Raw genomic sequence first — 21843 nt, 5'->3', positions numbered from 1 at the left:
AAATAATTTAAGCGACCGTACCTTGGCAACTACTTCCGGCCCCTGCAGTACAGCCATAACAATGTTGTGAAATTACAATATTTCTGCCTTCAAGTAGTTCTTCGTTGTAGTCTGAGATGTGTTTTATTTTACTATTAACAGGTAATTCCAGCATCTGGTTAAAATCACAATCATATAAAAATCCATCCCAACTTACTGAAAGGGTGTTTGTACACATAACATTAGCAACCGCTGCAGGATTATATGCTTCTACTAAATTATACATATAATCTTCATAATTTTCGGAAGCGATTAAATAATCTAAAAATCTACTAATGGGTAGATTAGTAATAGCAAATAGATTATGGAATTGAATATTAAAATCTTCCAATAAAGCCTTTTTGAAATCCTTTTCCATGCCAGCTTGATCACTTGGTAAAAATGCCCCTGAAGGGTTATATACCAAGTCTAGTCTTAATTCACTATCAGGCATACCATAACCAACTACGTTTAGATCTTTTAAGGCTTCAATAGATTTATCAAAAACACCATCACCACGCTGTTTGTCTGTTTTTCCACGGGTCCAATGCGGCATAGAACTTACTACATGTACATTATGCTTTTTAAAGAAATCTGGCAAATCATTATACTTTTTGTTTGCTTTAATAATGGTTAGATTAGAGCGGACAATGAAATCTTTAATGCCAACTTTAGAGGCTTCTTCAACAAACCACTTAAAGTTAGGATTCATTTCTGGTGCTCCTCCTGTTAAATCTAAAGTGTGAGCTCCAGTGTTTTTGATAACCTCCAAACATTGTTGCATGGTTTCACGTGTCATGATTTCTTTTCGATCAGGTCCAGCATCTACATGACAGTGCTCACAAACTTGATTACACATGTAGCCAACGTTTATTTGAAGAACTTCCAATTTCTTTGCTTTTAACGGAAATTGATTTGTTTCCGCAATTTTATCTTTAAAAGTTGGTAGTTCTCCGTTTAGGAAAATCCCATTAGACAAAATTTGTAATTGTCTTTGTGTGTTTGCTAATTCGCTTTCGCGTTTATGTAGTGACTTTGTAGCCATTAATTACATTTCAAGTTTATTTACCTTATTCATCATTTGCACACCATGAACAAGCGTTGCACCGCTTTTTATTGCGGCTCCAACATGAATAGCTTCCATCATTTCTTCTTTAGTTACTCCGCGTTGTAAGGTGTCTTTGGTGTAAGCATCAATACAATAAGGGCATTGTTCTGTATGCGAAACTGCTAAGGCTATTAATGCTTTTTCTCTTGCAGTTAAGGCGCCTTCTTCAAAAACTTTTCCGTAGTACTCAAAAAATTTATTTCCTAATTCCTCATTCCATTCTGTAATATTTCCAAATTTTCTTAAGTCTGATGGATCGTAATATGTTTTTTGCATGGTATTTGTAAATTTTCTCTAAAGATAAAAATCTAAAAACTTAAGTCGATATTAAATATATGACTTAACACAAGATTATAATTATTTTTTCATTAAAAGTAAAAGGTTCATTTTAATTTAAAATGAACCTTGACTTTTTATCTCGTTAGACTATAAAATGTGATTATTAATTTGTCTAATTTGAATTTTTAGTTCCATCAATAATACTTTGGACAACTTCTGGATTAAGCAACGTACTAGTATCACCTAAGTTAGTTGTGTCATTGCAAGCAATTTTTCTAAGAATGCGTCTCATTATTTTACCAGATCGTGTTTTGGGTAAGCCTTGAGTAAATTGAATTTTATCTAATTTGGCAATAGGTCCGATATGCTCTGTAATAATTTGATTGATTTCTTTTCGTAAATTATTATGATCTCTGCTTTCGCCAGTATCTTTTAGAATAACATAACCATATAATGCATTTCCTTTTACGTCATGAGGAAATCCAACTATAGCAGATTCTGCAACCGCAGGATGTTCATTCACTGCATCTTCTATTGGTGCAGTTCCTAAGTTATGACCAGAAACAATAATGACATCATCCACTCTGCCTGTGATACGGTAATAGCCAACTTCATCTCTCAATGCACCGTCTCCTGTGAAATATTTATTCTCAAATGCAGAGAAGTAGGTGTCTCTGTAACGTTGGTGGTTGCCCCAAATAGTTCTAGCCATACTAGGCCAAGGGAACTTTATACATAAGCGTCCATCTACTTGATTTCCTCTAATTTCTTGACCGTTTTCATCCATTAACGCTGGTTGAATGCCAATAAATGGTAAAGTAGCGTAGGTTGGTTTTGTTGGAGTTACAAATGGAATAGGGGTAATCATGATGCCTCCAGTTTCGGTTTGCCACCAGGTATCAACAATTGGACTTTTCTTTTTACCAATGTTATCGTTGTACCAATGCCATGCTTCTTCATTAATTGGTTCTCCAACAGATCCCAAGGTTTTTAGGGATGATAAATCATATTTTTCAACCAATTCTGAACCCTGTTTTGCCAAAGCACGAATAGCAGTTGGAGCAGTATAGAACTGATTGATTTTATGTTTTTCAACTATTTCCCAAAAACGTCCAAAATCAGGATAACTTGGAACTCCTTCAAACATTACAGTTGTAGCACCATTGGCCAATGGTCCGTAAACAATATAACTATGCCCGGTAATCCAACCAATATCGGCTGTACACCAATAGATGTCATCTTCTCGATATTGGAATACATTTTTAAAAGTATAAGCCGTATATACCATATAGCCTCCCGTAGTATGAACCATTCCTTTTGGCATACCTGTAGATCCTGATGTGTATAAAATGAATAGTGGATCTTCGGCATTCATTACTTCAGCTTTACAATCAGATGAGGCATCATCTAATAAAGGTTGTAACCATTTGTCTCGGTCAGATTCCATGTGAATAATAGAATCAATACGTTTTGCAACTAAAACTGTTTGAACACATGGCGTGTCTTTTAAAGCTTCATCCACAATGCCTTTTAGATCGATAGTTTTTGCTCCTCGAAATGAACCATCACTAGTAATGACCATTTTACATTCCGAATCGTTAATTCTTGTAGACAAGGCTGTGGATGAAAATCCTGCAAACACAACAGAATGAATAGCGCCAATTCTAGCACAGGCTAGCACAGAAATGGCCAATTCAGGAATCATGGGTAAATAAATGCAAACTCGATCACCTTTTCCTATACCTTGATTTTTTAAAACGTTTGCAAACTTATTTACACGTTCAGACAATTCTTTATATGTTATATGTTGAGCCTCCTCATTAGGGTCATTTGGCTCAAAAAGAATAGCGGTTTTGTTTCCCCTAGTTGCTAAATGTCTGTCAATGCAATTCTCTGTGATATTTAATTGAGCTCCTTCAAACCATTTTACTTCGGGTTTAGTGAAATCCCAACTTAAGACCTTCTCCCATTTTTTTTGCCACATAAAATGTTCTTCGGCTACTTCCTCCCAAAAATTTTCGGGCTCTCTAATAGATTTTCTGTAAACTTGATAATATTCCTCTAAATGCTTTATGTGGTAATTACTCATAATTTTTTCGTTACTTTTTGGTTTTGAGTATAATTAAACTTTTATGAAAATTCTTCTTTTGAAAAGTGTGTAAGCTAAAATAATATAAAATATCACAACTACTAATGCATATAAAAGTGAAGAAGTTTTTAATGGTATAAATGATTGAACAAAAACAGTATTATATAAATATGAATGTATAGAATGGTTCTCATTCACCTTTATTAAATACATACACTTTGAAATAAAACTAGATAAGAAATATATAGTAATGGCATTCATTCCTACATATTTAAATATAGTTCCAAATTGAAATTTCCTGACATCAATCAAGTAATAAATAACCCCCAGAAATAAAGTTCCCCAACCGCTAGTAACCAAAACAAAACTACTACTCCAAATGGCTTTGTTAATAGGAAACCAAATGTCTAATACATAACCAAAAACTAAAAGAATTAATGCAGTAACTAACAATAAACTAATATGCTTTAAAGCATCAAGCAATTTCCCTACCAAAACACCCATGAGACAAGACACTATTGAAGGAAGTGTACTCAAAACACCTTCAGGATCAAAATCTGGTTGCCACATGTGCATACCAAGAATTTGCAAATCCATATAATTAGCCCAATTATTTGGCGCTCTATCAAATGTTGGAGTAAGCCCATTAGGAAGCGGCACATAACCCAAAAACAGCCAATACCCTATTAAAATAGATAGACTTATTCCTGTAAGTGTTTTCCAATTACAATTCAAATATAAAATTGCGGAAATAAAGAAAACGATTCCAATACGTTGAAGTACCCCAAGAAACCGTAAAGTTTCTAAATCTTCAAAAAACGGAAAGTGAGGTATAAATATGTTTAGAAATAACCCTAGTCCAATAAGTTTTAAACTTCTAATTAATATCTTTTTATAAGTTGTTCCGCTAGCCGGTTTGTTCTTATAAGCGAAATAAATGGAAATACCCACAATGAAAAGAAAGAATGGAAAAATAAGATCTGTGGGTGTTAGTCCATGCCATTTTGCGTGCAATAATGGCGCATAAACGTTACCCCAATCACCAGGTGTATTAACCAAAATCATAGCAACTATGGTGAATCCTCTTAATATATCTACCGATGCAATACGTTGCTTCACTGTAATTAGTCTTTAATTATTATTTTTTAAGACCAATTTTATGACCCCAAAATGCATAATAAAGAATTATAATATAACATGGTAGTAAAATCCAATATCCACTTGAGGCGGCTTCCGCTGTTGCTGCAATTTCTTCTATGCCTGTAGTAATCAATTCTTCCTTTCTATGATCAACAATAGCACCATACAAAGGTGGGATTATAGCGCCACCAGATATGGCCATAATTAATAATGCTGAAGCCGTTTTTGTAAATTTACCTAAGCCTGTTAATGCTAGCGGCCATATAGCCGGCCAAACTAAAGCATTAGCTATTCCTAGAGCAGCCACAAAAAGAACAGAAGTAAATCCTGTTGTAAACACAATACAGAATGAAAGTGCTATTCCTAAAATAGCACTGACTCTTAGCGCAAGGGCTTGACTTATATATTTTGGTATTAAGAATACGCCTAAGGCATAGGTAGCAACCATGGCCATTAAAGTAAATAACGTAAAAAACTTTGCTTGTTCAACTGGAATATCCAATGAAATCCCATAAGATATAATAGTATCTCCAGCAATTACTTCAACACCTACATATACAAACAAAGCGATTACACCAAGCCATAAATGAGGGAATTGAAAAATGCTGGTTTTAGCAGTAGTTCCCGTTTCAACCTCTTCTGAATCTTCAGCTTCAACATGTGGTAAAGGTGCTTTTCTAATCAATACACCAAGTAAGAACAATGCAACAGCCATAACTATATATGGTGTTACCACGCTATCAGCCATGGTATTTAATAAATCTGCTTTTTCTGAAGCATCAACGGTAACTAACTTCTCTTTAATATCATCTATTCCAGATAATAAAATGGCACCAAAAATAACTGAACCTAATCCACCAGCCACTTTATTAGCAATTCCCATAATTGCTATTCGCTTTGCACCACTTTCAATAGGCCCTAAAATAGTAATGTAAGGATTTGATGCCGTTTGTAACAAAGTCATTCCTGCTCCTTGAATAAAAATACCGGTTAAAAACACCCAATAGGTACGTGCCTCAGCAGCTGGAATAAAAACCAAAGCCCCTAAGCCCATAACCACTAAACCTAAAGACATACTTTTTCTGTACCCCACTTTATTTATAATATATGATGCCGGTAACGCCATTACCACAAACGAAATATAGGAGGCGGAAGCTACTAAATAAGATTGTGCATCCGTTAGCTCATTGATGGTTTTCATAAATGGAATAAGCGCCCCGTTAATCCAGGTCACAAATCCGAAAATGAAAAACAATCCGGCAATGATTAAAATTGGTATTAGGGTTTTATTTTTTTCTTGATTATTAGTCATGATTATTAGTGGAATTTAATTATTTCTTATCGTCGTTAATATTAAAAATGCGCTCTTTAGTCTGTTTTAAATAATTTCTACCAATGGGGATTTTTCTATTGGATATTTCAACTGTATTACCATCCAAAGCAATGACCTTATTTATTGAAATTGTATATGATCTGTGAATCCGCATAAAATTAGATTGTGGTAATTCTTCAGTAATTGAAGACAATGATTTATGTACTACATAATCACCTAAACTTGTAATAACTTTAATGTAATCTTTAAGGCTCTCAATATAAAGTATGTCATTAAGGTTCACTTTGATGAGTTTTTTGTTCACTTTCAAAAAAATATGAGGTTCCTGTTGTAAAGAGGCATCAGCAGTAGCACTAGAAACATAAACTTGCTGATAAATTTTATTGACTGTTTTTAAAAATCGATTAAAAGGAATAGGTTTCACCAAATAATCTAAAACATCTAATTCAAAGCTCTTCACAGCATATTCTCTATACGCCGTAGTTATAACAATTAAAGGTTTATAACTAAGGTTTTCAATAAATGAAAACCCAGTCATTTGGGGCATGTTGATGTCAAGAAAAATCACATCAATCTTTTCCTGTTCTAATACCCTATATGCCTTTAAAGGGTTGTTGAAAGTTTCAACAATCTCTATATGATCAAAATTCTTTAAATGATTTTCAATCACAGTTATTGCTAAAGGCTCATCGTCTATAATAAGGCACTTGATCTTCATGACTGTACCGGTATTTTTAAAAATAAATTATAAATATCTCCCTCTTCTTTAGATTCTAAAACATAATTGCTTGAAAATAATAAATTCAACCGTCTTTTTGCGTTTTCATTACCAATACCTGATAAAGGTTCTCTTGATATTTCAGGGTTGAAATTGTTAATAAGGGAAAACTCTAAATAACCATTATTTAATAACTTAAAACTCATTTTAATTTTTAAGAAATCATTACCTTTCATACCATGTTTAAAGCAATTTTCTACGAACGAAAGAAGTAAAAGAGGAGGGACTTTTACATCTTCAATATCACCTGTAATATCCAAATCTACCTCAACTCTATTATCAAACCTAAGGCGTTCAATATCCATATAGTTATTAATATGCTTTATTTCATTTAATAAATCCGTTTTAGGGCCATCTATTTCATAAAGGACATATTGCATCATTTCGGACAATTTTATTACCAACTTTGGTGCGTTATCAGATTTCTGAAGCGCCAATGCATATAAATTGTTTAAGGTATTGAAAAAAAAGTGTGGTTGAATTTGAGTACGCAAATACTTAAGTTCAGTGCTTAATTGAAGTTTAGCTAAATCTTCATTTTTCTTTTTTTCTAAAAACCATTCTACAATAAATTTAATTGAAGTAACAAACGAAATAACATATAGTTCTCCTAGAATTACTTCAATAATATAGTTTATGTCAAAAAAACTTGAAGGAACAACAGACTCAGGATAAGCCTCTTTAGTAACTAAAACATAATTCAATCCAGTTCTAATAACATATACCATAAACAGAATAAAAACCACAATTGCCAAATAGGTTTTATACTTTTTACGTAAAATAAATTTCGGAATTAAGTAAAAGATGTTGCTATAAACAATGACGATATGGATAGCAAATTCAACTACGTTAGATTTAAAGGAATACTCATAATCATCAAAGTAGTTACCCCATCTCAAAACATTAAATGCAAAGTATCCCAACCAGAAAATCACATGATATCTAATTGGAATTGTTTGTCCTATTTTCTTACTAAATATTGAAATGATTCTTATTTTTAAATGAATCTTTTTAATAAAAATTCATAAATACAAGGCAATTTTAGTGATATATTCATTAATTAACAATTAAATTGACAATTGTTTATTTTCTCAAAATCGCTTATAGGATTTAGAATGTTGTCTATGTGTAAAATGATGTCGTTCGTATAAATTTTTTTAAAACTATTTTCATAATAGATAGTTTGGCTCAACTTAAAACAATAATAATCAAAATTATGAAACAAAACTTACGTACACTTTTCTTGTTTTCTTTCTTATTACTAATAGCGCAAGTATCTTTCGCTCAAGGAAAAGAAATTACAGGAACCGTAACTTCAAAAACCGATGGCATTCCTCTTCCTGGGGTAAATGTTATTGTTCAAGGCACAACCAATGGTGCTCAAACAGATTTTGATGGGAACTATTCACTTACAGCTAATGTAGGTGACGTTTTAGTCTTTTCTTATGTTGGAATGACTACCCTTGAATTAACTGTTGCCGATTCTAATACTATTAATGCGCAACTTGAAGAAGATGCACAACAGCTAAAAGAAGTAGTTGTTACTGCATTAGGTATCAAAAAATCTAGAAAATCTTTAACCTATGCAGCACAGGATATTAATGCTGATGAGTTAAATAAAGCTAAACAAACTAACCCTATAAATAGTTTGTCTGGTAAAGTATCAGGGGTTTCTATTACTAGAAGTTCTTCTGGTGTAGGTGGTTCTGTAAAAGTAACATTACGTGGTAACTCCTCAATTGGAAACAACCAACCACTGTATGTCGTTGATGGCGTACCATTATCTAACCCTTCTGCTAGTCAGCCAGGTGAAACTTTTGGAGATATAAATGGAGGAAATCGTGATGGTGGTGATGCAATGGCATTAATAAATCCAGACGATATTGAATCTTTAACAGTACTTAAGGGTGCATCTGCATCTGCTCTTTATGGTAGTGCTGGTTTAAATGGTGTTATATTAATAACAACTAAAAAAGGACGTTCTGGAAGTTTTAAAGTTGACTTTTCTTCTAATTTAACTGTTGATAGTGCAGCTTATACTATGGATTTCAATGATGAAGCTCAAAGTAATATTGATGACTTCTTAGATACTGGAGTTACAAATATTAACTCTTTATCTATTTCTGGAGGAACTGAAAAAGCGCAAACATACTTTTCATATAGTAACACATTTGCCTCTGGAGTTCTTCCAACTAACAACTTAAAACAACACACTTTTAATATTAGAGAAACAGCACAATTGTTTGATGACAAATTAAACGTTAATGCTAGCGTAATGGCTTCAACTCAAAATATTAAAAACAGACCTATTTCTGGATTATATTTCAATCCATTAGTAGGAACATACGGTTTTGAATCCGGATCTGAAAGACTTTCAGATTATTCAAACTTTGAATCATTAGACGCTAATAGAAATATTATGGCTCAACGTTGGTTTAGAGGTACTTCAGACATTGAGCAAAACCCTTACTGGATTTTAAATAGAAATGCTTCTGAAGACACTAACAAAAAATTGGTTGCTTCATTAAACTTAAACTTTAAAGTTAACGACTGGTTATCATTACAAACCAGAGGAACCTATGACCAATCATTATTCAATTTTGAAAGAAAAATTTACGCTACTACTGAGGCTACTTTAGCACCAGCAAATGGTAGATATATTGTTTTCGAAAATGATTACACACAGTTATACGGTGATTTCATTGCAAATATTAACACTAATATAAACGAAACAACAACCGTTAATGCCATATTAGGAACAAGTACAACACGTACAACTACGGAAACATTTAATGCCGATTCTGGAACTAATGGCGGTTTACAATTTGCGAATGTATTTGCATATCAAAACTTTAACGGAAACCCTTCTGTTAATTTTACTCAGAATTCATATGAAACAAGGGTTAACTCAGTGTTTGCAAGTGCAACAATAGGTTTTAATGATAAGATATTTGTGGACTTAACTGCAAGAAATGATTGGACCTCAACATTACCAGCAGAAAACAACTCTTTCTTTTACCCATCTGTTGGTGTAACAGGAGTTTTAAGCGAATTATTTGAATTACCAGAAAGCGTTTCTTTTGCAAAACTTAGAGCTTCTTATGCAGAAGTAGGTAATGGTTTTGCTGCAGATTTAATAGCGCCAAATAACAGCATCATATTTGGTGGTGGTGGCGTAAATCCAACAGACCCAATTAGACCTTTCCCTGGTTCTACACCAAAACCTGAAAGACAAAAATCTTTTGAGATTGGTACAGAATGGAGATTCAACAATAATAGATTAGGATTTGATATTGGTTACTATAATACCAAAACTGTAGATCAGTACTACGCATTTTCAACATCAGTCTCAATTATTGGAGCGCCACAAGCTAACTTAAATTCAGGTGAAATATTAAACAAAGGTATTGAAGCGTCTGTTTTCGCAATTCCAGTTCAAAAGGAAGATTTCAAATGGACAACAAATCTAAACTTTGCAGCTAATAAAAATGAGATTGTAAAAATCTACAACGGTCAAGAATTAGAAGGTTTGATTGAACCTGAATTCTTTACACTTTCAGGAAAAGGTGTAAATACATTTGGATCTTATTTAGTTGAAGGTGGTTCTTTTGGAGACATTTATGCTCAAGTGGTACGAAGAAATGCAGAAGGCTTACCAATTATTGAAGGAGATGCTGTTATAGCAAATGATGATAACACGGTAGATGGTTTAACCAAAGTAGGAAATGCAAATCCTGATTTCACCTTAGGTTGGAACAACTCATTTAGCATTAAAAACTTTACAGTAGATTTCTTAATTGACGGAAAGTTTGGTGGAGAAACCATGAGTATGACAGAAGCTATTGTTGAAGGATTCAGCAATAACTCTGCTAGAGAAACAAATAATGGTTCTGTTAATGTACAAGTTGACGGTTCTTCTACTACAATGTCTGCTCAAGATTACTACGGGAAAGTTGGTGGTAGAAATGGATTTACCGGAGAATATATTTATAGTGCTACAAATGTAAGATTAGCAGAATTTGCACTTGGTTACAATTTTAACTTAGCAGATGACTCATTCTTTAAAAACGTAAAGGCTTCATTAGTAGGTAATAACTTATTTTTCTTCTATAAAGATGCACCGCATGACCCTAACTTAGCTTTAAGTACCGGTAACGCATTACAAGGAGTAGATGTGCTTGGATTACCTTCATCTAGAAGTATAGGACTAAATCTAAATGTAACATTCTAAAAAAAATTAAAATGATGAAAAATATAAACAAAATATTAGCATGTTTAGTTGTTTTAGGTCTTATTAGCACGTCTTGTAGCGATTTAGAACAATTCAACGGCAATGATAGAAATATATCACAAGAACAGTTGGAAGTGGACTTTCAGCATGTTGGATCTAAATACAAACCAATTTTTGAAAGTATTTATCAATATACTCCAGCATGGTCTTACCAATTACAACAAAACTTAAATGCCGATGTGTACTCTGGGTATTTAACTAATCCGCGTCCTTTTGTAGCTGGAGCAAACAACACAACTTATAGTTTAGTAAGTGGATGGAACAACTTCATTTGGTCTGTACCTTATTCTAACGTAATGAATAATGTTGATGCAATTAGTGCTTTAACAGAAGGAGAGTTCCCTACACTTCATGCAGTGGCATTAATATTAAAAGTTGAAGCAATGCATAGAGTATCAGATGTTTTTGGTCCTATAGTATATACTAACTTTGGAGATTTATCAAATGCAGGAGTTTATGATTCTCAACAAGAAGCGTACAACGCATTTTTTGCAGACCTTGATACAGCGGTTGCTAGCTTAATGGCAGATATTGATAGCCCACGTTTTACAGCTTTCGATTTATCTTATGCTGGAGATTATACGCAATGGGTAAAAGTTGCTAACTCACTAAGATTACGATTAGCTATTAGAATTTCTAAAGCAGATCCTAGTAAAGCCAAAACTGAAGGTGAAAAAGCATTATCACAATCATTAGGGTTATTAGCATCTAACGATGACAACTTCAATGTAAATAGTTCATTAGATCATCCTCTATCAGTAATTGATAATTCTTGGGGAGATATTAGAATGAATGCTTCAATGGAATCTATATTAACAGGATACAGTGATGGTAGAGCCGAGAGTTATTTTGATGCACCAACAAGTGTAGCTGGCACAGTTAAAGGTGTTAGAGGTGGCTTACCTTTATTACCTGGGTATGCAGATGAGTTAGCGCAAAAAGCAGATTATATTGGCTTTTCTGCTATCAATGATGGAGTGCACACTTCCACAGTTCAATTAATGACAAGTGCTGAGATTTATTTCTTAAAAGCTGAAGCTGCAATAAGAGGATGGAGTGGTGCTGGAGATGCACAGACTAACTATGAAATGGGTATTGAAACTTCATTTGAACAACATGGGGTTGGTGGTGCTGCAGCTTACATTGCAGATAACACATCTGTACCAGCAGATTATGTAGATCCTGTAAATGCAGCAAACAGTATAGCGGCTTTAAGTAATGTAACAATTGCTTGGAATGGGGCTGATGACAATGAAACAAAATTAGAGAAAATAATCACTCAAAAATGGATAGCCATGTTCCCGGAAGGACAAGAAGCTTGGAGTGAATTTAGAAGAACTGGATATCCTAAAATCTTCCCTGTGGTAAGTAACCAAAGTGGGGGTGTAGTTGATACTGATATCCAAATAAGACGTATCCCTTTTGTTGACAGTGAATTATCAACAAACCCTGAAGGAGTAGCGGGTGCTGTAACCAAACTTGGTGGAGCAGACAACGCTGGAACCCGTTTATGGTGGGACACCGGAGGACCTAATTTTTAATTTTCGTAAAGTAGTAGTTTAATAAATTAGTTTAGTTGATTGTTTGGCGGACGGAAATTAAAGTTTCCGTTCGCTTTACCAAAAATTGTTAACCAGAAAAAATAACACTGTGAAAATTGCAAATCACAACAATATAGCTTACACAAAAGCAGGAACTTTTGAAGAAACACGCTTTGAAAAAGTACATAATGTAATTTTCAAAGATTCTCAAGAACCCTCAATTCTTGTTGCACAAGAAATTGCCTCTCTTATAAAAGATAAAGAGGCTAATCATCAACCATGTGTTTTGGGTTTAGCTACTGGTTCTTCTCCAATAAAAGTTTATGAAGAATTGGTAAGAATGCATAAAGAAGAAGGCTTGAGTTTCTCAAATGTAGTCACTTTTAATCTTGATGAATACTATCCAATGGATAAAAGTAACATTCAAAGTTACTTTTATTTCATGCATGAACACCTCTTTAATCATATAGATATTCTACCAGAAAACATAAATATTCCTAATGGTAAAGTGAGTGCTGATGATTTATATCAATACTGTATTGACTATGAGATGAAAATAAAAGCGGTTGGAGGTTTAGATTTTCAACTTTTAGGTATTGGTAGAACGGGACATATAGGTTTTAATGAACCCGGGTCTCATTTAAATTCAAGAACTAGAAATATCACTTTAGATCACATTACCAGAGTTGATGCAGCACCTGCCTTTTTAGGTATTGATAACGTACCAAGAAAAGCCATAACAATGGGTATTGGAACCGTTATGAGTGCCAAACGAATCGTTCTTTTAGCATGGGGTGCCAATAAGGCAGAAATAGTTAAGGAAACTATTGAAGGAAATATTACTCCTGAAGTACCAGCAACATATTTACAAAACCATGGCAATACTACTTTTATTCTAGATGAAGGTGCTTCGTTAGAACTTACTAGGGTAAAAACACCTTGGCTGGTGACGGCTTGTGTTTGGGACGAATCATTAAAATTAAAAGCTGTTGTGTGGCTTTCAGAGCTATTAGGTAAGTCTATCTTAAAGCTAACAGACTCAGATTATAACAATAATGGAATGTCTGGTTTATTGACTGAAGAAGGAACTGCTTATGATTTGAACATAAAAATGTTCAACAAAATGCAGCAGACCATTACCGGGTGGCCAGGTGGGAAACCAAATGCTAATGATTCGAATCGTCCTGAAAGAGCTATGCCTGAGAAAAAACGAATTATCATTTTTAGTCCGCACCCAGATGACGATGTTATCTCCATGGGAGGTACGTTTGATAGATTGGTGGAGCAAGGACATGATGTTCATATAGCGTATCAAACTTCAGGTAATATTGCTGTCTCAGATGAAGAAGCTTTAAAGTTTGCAGAAATCACGCAGTCATTATGTCCAGATTGTGATGAAACACAAAGCATTATCAATTTCTTAAAAATAAAAACAGATAATGACATAGATTCGGAAGAGGTAAGAAAGTTGAAAGGCTTAATTAGAAGAAGTGAGTCTTTAGCAGCAACTAGATATTTAGATTTAAGTGATAATAACGTCCACTTTTTAGACCTTCCTTTTTATGAAACAGGTACTATAAAAAAGAATAATATAAGTGATGACGATGTAGTCATTATGAAAGCTTTGATTGATGAAATAAAACCACATCAAATTTATGCAGCAGGAGATTTAGCTGACCCTCATGGAACTCACAAGGTGTGTTTAGATGCATTATTTATAGCCTTAAAAGAACTAAAGCATAATGATTACATGAATGATTGTTGGGTTTGGTTATATCGTGGTGCATGGCATGAATGGGAATCTTACCAAATTGAAATGGCAGTTCCTATGAGTCCTGATCAGGTGCTTAAAAAGAGACATGCTATTTTCTATCATCAATCTCAAAAGGATGGTGTGATGTTCCAAGGTGGTGATTCCAGAGAATTTTGGGTGCGAGCCGAAGACCGAAATAGATTAACCGCAAAGAAATATAACGATTTAGGATTAGCTGATTACGCAGCAATTGAGGCCTTTAAACGTTATCATTTTTAAATAAAATGATTAAAGTATTTGTTTTCGCGTTATTGATTTGTTTACTGGCAAGCTGTGGCAAACGACAATCTAAAAACCCATTAGTAGGAACCTGGAAAATGGTTTATGCTGAAACTTTAGAGAATGACTCTTTAGCAATAAAGGATTTAACAAAAGCAGAATTTGTCAAAATAATAAACGAAAATCATTTTGCTTTTTTTAATCAACAAACTGATTCAGAAAATAGCTTTTATGGTGGAGGGGGAACTTATACTCTTAATGGAAATAATTACTCTGAAACCTTAAGCTATATTTCAGTAAAAAATTTGAGAGGCCATGTTTTTCCTTTTCAAATTGAATTTAGCGGTGATACTTTAATTCAATCAGGAATTGAAAAAGTAGAAAAAGCTAACATTAACAGAAAAATAATTGAAAAGTATATAAAAATACATTAACAATGTGTTTTATAAATCTTAAAGATTAGTCATGAAAAAAATCTTATTGTTTCTTTTACTCTTAAACTGCTCAAGCAACTCTATTGGTCAAAACGAGCTCATGAAACAATATAATTTAATGCCATGGCCAAAAGAAATTTCAGAAAAACCTGCTAAGTTTTTCATTAATAGCGACGTTACGATCTCAATCAATGCTCAGGATGATAAGCATAGAGTTCGTAATGCCGCTGTTATGTTTTTAAGACGATTAAGTAATCGAACAGGTGTGTTTTTAAACGAAGGGTTTCCAGTTAATAACTCAAAAGGAAATATTCAAATTACATTTAGTAAGGTAACTAGTTTAAATATTGAAACTGATGAGTCTTACACTCTTGATATTTCAGATAATTCCATTCAGATTAACTCAAATACCGATGTTGGAGCCATTCGTGGGTTGGCAACTTTACTGCAGCTCACTCAAAATAATACTACTGATAATTTTTTTCCAGGAATTCATATTGAAGACTCACCTAGATTTGTATGGCGAGGATTGATGATAGATGTTGCGAGACATTTTCAACCAGTTGAGGTTTTAAAACGAAATCTAGAAGGAATGGCATCGGTAAAAATGAACGTATTCCATTGGCATTTAACCGATGATCAAGGTTTTCGAGTAGAATCTAAAACTTATCCTAAACTACAAGAATTTGCTTCAGATGGCCAATACTACACGCATGAGCAAATAAAAGAAGTTGTAGCTTATGCTAACAAATTAGGAATCCGGGTCATTCCAGAAATTGATGTTCCTGGGCATGCTTCAGCAATATTAAGCGCATACCCTGAATTAGGAAGCAAAAAAGGATTTACCTACGCCATTGAACGATATGCTGGTGTATTCGATCCTACACTCGACCCTACCAATGAAAAGACATATGAGTTTCTTGAAAATCTATTTAAAGAAATAACACCTCTATTTCCAGACGAGTACTTTCATATTGGGGGTGATGAAAACGAGGGCAAACATTGGAATGAAAACCAAAACATTCAAGCTTTTAAAAAAGAGCATGGTTTAGAAACAAACCATGATTTACAAACTTACTTTAATATTAAACTTGAAAAGATTTTAGCTCCACTAAATAAAAAACTAATGGGATGGGATGAAATTTTAACTCCTAGCATACCAACAACAGCAGTTATACATTCTTGGAGAGGAGAACACGAAGGTTTAGAACAGAGTACACTTATAGAAGCCTCCCAAAAAGGGTATCAAGCTGTTTTATCTGCAGGATATTACATTGATCGCATGTTACCTGTAGAGCACCATTATAGTGTTGACCCAATTGGTGGTGCCGCTCTTACAAAAGAAGAACGCAAAAGAATACTAGGTGCGGAGGCCACTATGTGGAGTGAACTGGTAACACCACTAACTATAGATTCTAGAATTTGGCCACGTACAGCCGCAATTGCTGAACGATTCTGGTCTACAAAAGAGGTTAATGATATTCCTTTAATGAAAAAACGTCTTAAACCTGTTTCTTTTAACTTGGAAGAGCTAGGTATAACACATATCAGTTCCAGAGATGTCATTTTAAGAGGTATGACCAATAATCAAGACATTTCATCTTTAATCACTTTATCTAAAATCTGCGAACCATTAAAAGTTTATGAGCGTAATAAAGGCGGCATAGAATATAAGTCATTTTCTCCTTTCACTTTGTTTGCTGATGCATGCGTAGTTGATGCCGAAGATGCCGAAATGTTTAATGAATTAGTTTCAAATTTCAATAATCAACCTGAAAATTCCGCAAAAACATTAAGTTATTTAAATCAATGGGCTAACAATCATGCTCTGTTCTCAAGGCTTGAGAAAAACCAAAAAATGATACCTCTTGAAGAATTATCTGTAAACTTATCGAATGTAGCAAAAATATTATCTACTTCAATTGAAAGTAAATCTATTAATGAATCTGATTTAGACACACTTAAAACCTCTCTTAGTACTTTAGAAAAACCACATGTAGATGTTGAAGTAGTTATTACTAAATCTTTAAGATTGTTGACAGATTATTGTGAAACAAATTTTTTATAAAAATGATATTAATTGCAGATAGCGGTTCCACCAAATGTGATTGGATTCTTTATAACGATGATAAGGCAAACCCTATAAAAATTAGAACCAAAGGTTTAAATCCTGCTATCCTTTCTAAAAAACAATTAAAAAACACCATAACAAAGAACGGAGATCTTTTTAGCTATAAAGATTTGGTAACATCTGTTCATTTCTTTGGTGCAGGTTGTGGTACCAAAAAAAATCAGCAAAAGATTAATAAAATCCTAACAAAGTTTTTTAAAAATGCTCTAGCTTCAACTCATGAAGATATTATGGCAGCAGTTTATGCCACAACTTCAACTCCGGCTGTTGTTTGTATTTTGGGAACTGGGTCAAATTGTTGTTATTTCGATGGAAAGACCACGCATTTAAAGTCGCCCGCATTGGGTTATATTTTAATGGACGAAGGTAGTGGAAACTACTTTGGCAAGGAATTGCTTAAAGCCTATTATTATAATCAAATGCCTAAAGGATTGAAAAACACTTTTGAAAAAGATTATAACCTAAAAGAAAAGGAGGTCATTAAACAACTGTACAAATCAGCAACCCCAAATAAGTATTTGGCTGAATTTGCTCGCTTTATGTTTGAACATGAAAATACCCCGTTTATAAAAAATATGATAGCTGATGGTATTTGTAAATTCGTTGAAAACAACATCATGCAGTATGGAACGGAGTTAAAAACTGTTCCACTTCATTTTGTAGGCTCTATTGCTTATTTTGCAAAAGAGCACATACAAGAGGCGCTCACTAAAAAAGGATTAAAGGCTCAATATTTTATTAGAAGACCTATAGATACTATAATAGATAATATTGTTCATGAACCTGCTTAAGAGAACATATAAGACATTGTTCTTAGTACAAATACTTCAATTAGTACTCCTTTCTGCTTGTTCAAATAATAAAAAAGAAGTACCCCACCGAGAATCTACCCAATTTACTTTGGTTGAAAATACTCATAGTAACATTCATTTCACAAATACTGTAAAAGAAGATCTCTATTTTAATTTCATAAATTATTCTTATATATATAATGGCGGCGGGGTAGCAGTAGGAGATATTAACAACGACGGTTTAGAAGATTTGTATTTCACATCAAACCAAAACTCAAATAAGCTTTATTTAAACAAAGGTGATTTTAAGTTTGAAGATATTACTGAAAGTGCCAATGTTTCAGATAATGGAGGATGGACTACAGGTACAACTATGATAGACATAAATAACGATGGTTGGTTGGATATTTATGTTTGCAAATCAGGTTCATTAAAAAGTCATAAGCCAAGAGAGAATAAATTATTCATTAATCAACAAAATAATACGTTTAAAGAATCTGCAGAAGTTTATGGCTTAAACCATTTTGGGTTTTCTATTCAAGCGTATTTTTTTGATTATGATGCAGATGGCGATTTAGATATGTATTTGGTCAATCATCGTGCAGATTTCAGAAATAACACAAACATTGATGCTAAACTTCAAACCACTAAAGAACCTTATAATTCTGATCAATTATTTAGAAATGATATAGGTAAATTCACAAACGTTACCCACGAAGCAGGTGTAGAAAATAAAGCTTGGGGCTTAAGTGCTTCAATAGGAGATTTTAATAATGACAACCTACCAGATATTTATGTAGCAAACGATTTTTTAGAACCAGATTTTCTTTACATCAACCAAGGAAACGGAACTTTTAAAGATGAAATACTAGACAGATTCAAACATATATCTGCTAATAGCATGGGGTCTGATTATGCTGACATTAACAATGATTTACATCCTGATTTAATTGCCCTTGACATGATGGCAGAGGATCATATAAGAAGTAAAGAAAATATGGCTACTATGAGCACAGAGAATTTTAATGCCATAGTAAATGCAGGCTATCATTATCAATATATGTCTAACGTACTTCAGCTGAACAATGGCAATGGGGTTTTTAGTGAAATAGGACAACTAAGCGGTATTGCAAAAACCGATTGGAGTTGGGCTCCTTTAATTGCGGACTTTGATAACGACGGATTTAATGATTTGTTTGTAACTAATGGTATAGAACATGACTTATCTAATCAGGATTTTAGAAATCAGATGAGGACTAATATTCGAAACCGTAAAAAGGTTTCTTTAGATGAAGCTATTAATATGATGCCTTCACATAAGCTTAGTAATTATATTTTCAGAAATAATTCAAATCTAACATTTAGAAACCTTACTAGTGATTGGGGGTTAAACCAAAAACTAAACTCTACAGGGGCCGTTTACGCAGATTTAGACAATGATGGTGATTTAGATATTGTATTAAATAATCAGTCGGATAAAGCAAGTGTTTACAAAAACAACTCTGTCAATAATTACATTACAGTCTCCCTAAAAGGTCCACAAAAAAACAAAAAAGGCATTGGTAGCCAAGTCATTATTTATACTGATAATAACCAACAAATTAAAAAGCAATTTGTTTCTAGAGGTTATCAATCTTCAGTTACCTACAAACTTCATTTTGGTTTAGGAAATAAATCAAAGATTGATAGTATTGTCATCAGTTGGCCTAATGGGAGTACTCAGGTATTATCTGAACCAAAAATCAATAAAACAATATTGGTTGATTTTAAAGAATCAGAAAATAGCAAACGTCACTCCTCAATTCCTGAGGCTTTATTTGTAGATATAGACCCAAATGACATAGGTGTAGATTTTATTCAAAAAGAAAATCAATTTAACGACTATAACCTTCAACTCTTATTACCACAAAAACAATCTGAAAACAGCGAGCCTCTTACCGTGGGTGATGTAAACAATGATGGTTTAGAAGATTTCTTTGTCGGAAATGCTAAAGATGCCAAAGCCTCTTTATATATTCAAAAAAGTGATGGAACCTTTATAGAAACTAACAAAAGTTTATTTCATTCTGAAAAAGCATTTGAGGATACCGACGCCCTCTTTTTTGATATTGACAATGACAATGATTTAGATCTTTACGTAGCTTCAGGTGGTTATGAATTTGAAGAAAACAGTCCATTCCTACAAGACAGATTATATATAAACAATGGGAAAGGCAAATTCCAAAAGTCGAATGAATTACCTGAAAATTTAAGTAATACACAATGCATTGCCATGTCAGATTACGACAATGATGGTGACAAAGATGTTTTTTTAGGAAGTAGTGTAATTCACGGTAAATATCCGGTGGCGTATCCGTCTCATTTATTGAAAAATCATAATGGAAAATTGCTTGATGTAACATCTCAAACAATTGATGATATCTCTGATTTAACAATGGTAAATGATGCTATTTTTTCTGATTATGATAAGGACGGAGACGATGATTTAATTGTTGTTGGCGAATGGATGCCAATTACTATTTTTGAAAACTCTGATGGCAAATTCCTCAAAAAGGAAATTGACACCTTAAAAAACACTAATGGTTGGTATCAAAGCATCACTCCTTTAGATTTTAATAACGATGGGAATGAAGACTACATCATTGGAAATTGGGGAAATAACAACAAATTTCATCCAAGTAAAAACAAACCACTGCATATTTATGCAGACTATTTAGATGATAATACTTCATTTGATATTGTACTTAGTAAGGTTTCTAAAACAGGTGATTTACTACCAGTAAGAGGTAAAGAATGTTCGTCGCAACAAACCCCATTTATAAATAATAAGCTTAAAACTTATAATGCTTTCGCTAATGCCACATTACCAGAAATTTATGGTGAAAGTAAATTGAATGAGGCTATACATTTTAAAGCTGCCAATTTTAGCTCTATACTATTAAAAAATAGTGGTAATAATGGTTTTTCTCTTCATGAATTACCAAACCAAGCTCAGTTTTCACCCACACTTGCAACCCAGGTTTTAGATGTTAATAACGATGGCTATTTAGACGTTTTTGGTATTGGAAATATTTACCAAGCCGAAGTTGAAACGGTTCGCTATGATGCTTCATTGGGGTACATTCTATTAGGAGACAAAAATGAATCCTATTCTTATTTAAATGACGTCAGTTATTTTAATGAAAAAGAAGCTAAGGCAATTGATAAAATAATCATTAAAGGAGAGTCACATTTAATAATACTAAACAAGAACAACAGTTTAAAAATTTTAAAATTGAAGAACCATGGTAAGCACTAATCATCACTTAGCAAAAGGCGAGAACTTAAAAATTTCTTTTCATAAACTATATCATCAATTCACTAGACGTAAGACTTTTTCAAGTATTGACAATTATTGAAAATTCTTAAATTGGGTGAGTGGAGAATTTGATTTAAACCTACAAGAGGAATTTGACAATCTTAAGGTGTTCTTTTCGCATAAAAGATTGTCAATTTCAAGAATAAATTTTGACGGCAAGAATATATGCGCAAATATTCATATAGAATCAAAGGTTTTAAATGTAGCATTTAAACTAATGAATAATGTAGAAGTTATATATAAAAATTTAGAATAAAATAGCCTTACGATGAAGATATAATGTTATAAACAAAAAATCCCGTAAACATTTAAGTTTCGGGATTTTTTTGTGGTACCTCCAGGAATCGAACCAGGGACACAAGGATTTTCAGTCCTTTGCTCTACCAACTGAGCTAAGGTACCTCGCTAAATGCGGATGCAAATATAAATTCAATTTTGTTATTCGCCAAAATAAAAACACAAAAAATATTGCATTAACAAATTTTAGGCCTATTAAGCTATATCTGCTATAATATTATAA

14 protein-coding genes and 1 tRNA gene are annotated in these 21843 nt (G+C 33.2%); 7 read left to right on the top strand and 8 right to left on the bottom strand.

The features are described 5' to 3' along the window. Positions 1–7 precede the first annotated feature (7 nt). The 7 genes from arsS to FUA22_RS08410 form a co-directional block, all read right to left on the bottom strand. A complete protein-coding gene (arsS, locus tag FUA22_RS08440; protein WP_147767531.1) occupies positions 8–1063 on the bottom strand; it encodes an arsenosugar biosynthesis radical SAM (seleno)protein ArsS in 1056 nt (351 codons plus the stop codon). 3 nt (positions 1064–1066) lie between these two features. Further along, the gene (locus FUA22_RS08435; RefSeq protein WP_147767530.1) at positions 1067–1402 is read right to left on the bottom strand and encodes an arsenosugar biosynthesis-associated peroxidase-like protein; all 336 of its coding nucleotides are present in this window, start codon (positions 1400–1402) and stop codon (positions 1067–1069) included. Between the two features lie 175 nt (positions 1403–1577). Continuing rightward, positions 1578–3497: an acetate--CoA ligase gene (acs, locus tag FUA22_RS08430; protein WP_317132106.1), complete on the bottom strand. Its 1920-nt coding sequence runs from the start codon at positions 3495–3497 to the stop codon at positions 1578–1580. Positions 3498–3527: 30 nt separating this feature from the next. After that, a complete protein-coding gene (locus tag FUA22_RS08425) occupies positions 3528–4613 on the bottom strand; it encodes an acyltransferase family protein (protein ID WP_147767528.1) in 1086 nt (361 codons plus the stop codon). A 19-nt stretch (positions 4614–4632) separates the two neighbouring features. Beyond that, positions 4633–5946, bottom strand: a complete 1314-nt coding sequence (locus FUA22_RS08420) for a sugar MFS transporter (RefSeq protein ID WP_147767527.1) — start codon at positions 5944–5946, stop codon at positions 4633–4635. Positions 5947–5965: 19 nt separating this feature from the next. Then, positions 5966–6685 (bottom strand): LytR/AlgR family response regulator transcription factor, encoded by a 720-nt coding sequence (locus FUA22_RS08415; protein WP_147767526.1) that lies wholly within the window; start codon positions 6683–6685, stop codon positions 5966–5968. Beyond that, a complete protein-coding gene (locus FUA22_RS08410) occupies positions 6682–7680 on the bottom strand; it encodes a sensor histidine kinase (RefSeq protein WP_241664792.1) in 999 nt (332 codons plus the stop codon). The genes FUA22_RS08415 and FUA22_RS08410 overlap by 4 nt, the downstream gene beginning before the upstream one ends. A 281-nt stretch (positions 7681–7961) precedes the next feature. On the opposite strand from FUA22_RS08410, the gene FUA22_RS08405 reads away from it, so the two are divergent. From FUA22_RS08405 to FUA22_RS08375, 7 genes are all read left to right on the top strand, one after another. After that, positions 7962–10976, top strand: coding sequence for a TonB-dependent receptor domain-containing protein (locus tag FUA22_RS08405; RefSeq protein WP_147767525.1), 3015 nt, complete (start codon positions 7962–7964; stop codon positions 10974–10976). 11 nt (positions 10977–10987) lie between these two features. Continuing rightward, positions 10988–12577: a RagB/SusD family nutrient uptake outer membrane protein gene (locus FUA22_RS08400; RefSeq protein ID WP_241664791.1), complete on the top strand. Its 1590-nt coding sequence runs from the start codon at positions 10988–10990 to the stop codon at positions 12575–12577. Positions 12578–12686: 109 nt separating this feature from the next. Then, complete coding sequence (nagB, locus tag FUA22_RS08395) at positions 12687–14609, top strand: glucosamine-6-phosphate deaminase (RefSeq protein ID WP_147767524.1); 1923 nt, start codon at positions 12687–12689, stop codon at positions 14607–14609. A gap of 5 nt (positions 14610–14614) precedes the next feature. After that, on the top strand, positions 14615–15043 hold the full coding sequence (locus FUA22_RS08390; RefSeq protein WP_147767523.1) for a hypothetical protein: 429 nt from the start codon (positions 14615–14617) through the stop codon (positions 15041–15043). A gap of 100 nt (positions 15044–15143) precedes the next feature. Then, positions 15144–17111 (top strand): beta-N-acetylhexosaminidase, encoded by a 1968-nt coding sequence (locus tag FUA22_RS08385; RefSeq protein WP_241664790.1) that lies wholly within the window; start codon positions 15144–15146, stop codon positions 17109–17111. Between the two features lie 2 nt (positions 17112–17113). Then, a complete protein-coding gene (locus FUA22_RS08380) occupies positions 17114–17965 on the top strand; it encodes a BadF/BadG/BcrA/BcrD ATPase family protein (protein WP_147767521.1) in 852 nt (283 codons plus the stop codon). After that, positions 17952–21263 carry a CRTAC1 family protein gene (locus FUA22_RS08375; protein ID WP_147767520.1) on the top strand — a complete coding sequence of 1104 codons (3312 nt, stop codon included), beginning with the start codon at positions 17952–17954 and terminating at the stop codon, positions 21261–21263. The genes FUA22_RS08380 and FUA22_RS08375 overlap by 14 nt, the downstream gene beginning before the upstream one ends. Before the next feature lie 389 nt (positions 21264–21652). Here FUA22_RS08375 and FUA22_RS08370 read toward each other — a convergent pair. After that, a tRNA-Phe gene (locus FUA22_RS08370) sits at positions 21653–21725 on the bottom strand. Positions 21726–21843 lie beyond the last annotated feature (118 nt).

Origin of the sequence: Seonamhaeicola maritimus, assembly GCF_008056315.1 — a bacterium.
GTDB lineage: Bacteria > Bacteroidota > Bacteroidia > Flavobacteriales > Flavobacteriaceae > Seonamhaeicola > Seonamhaeicola maritimus.
This window is presented reverse-complemented; position numbering and strand designations above follow the sequence as displayed.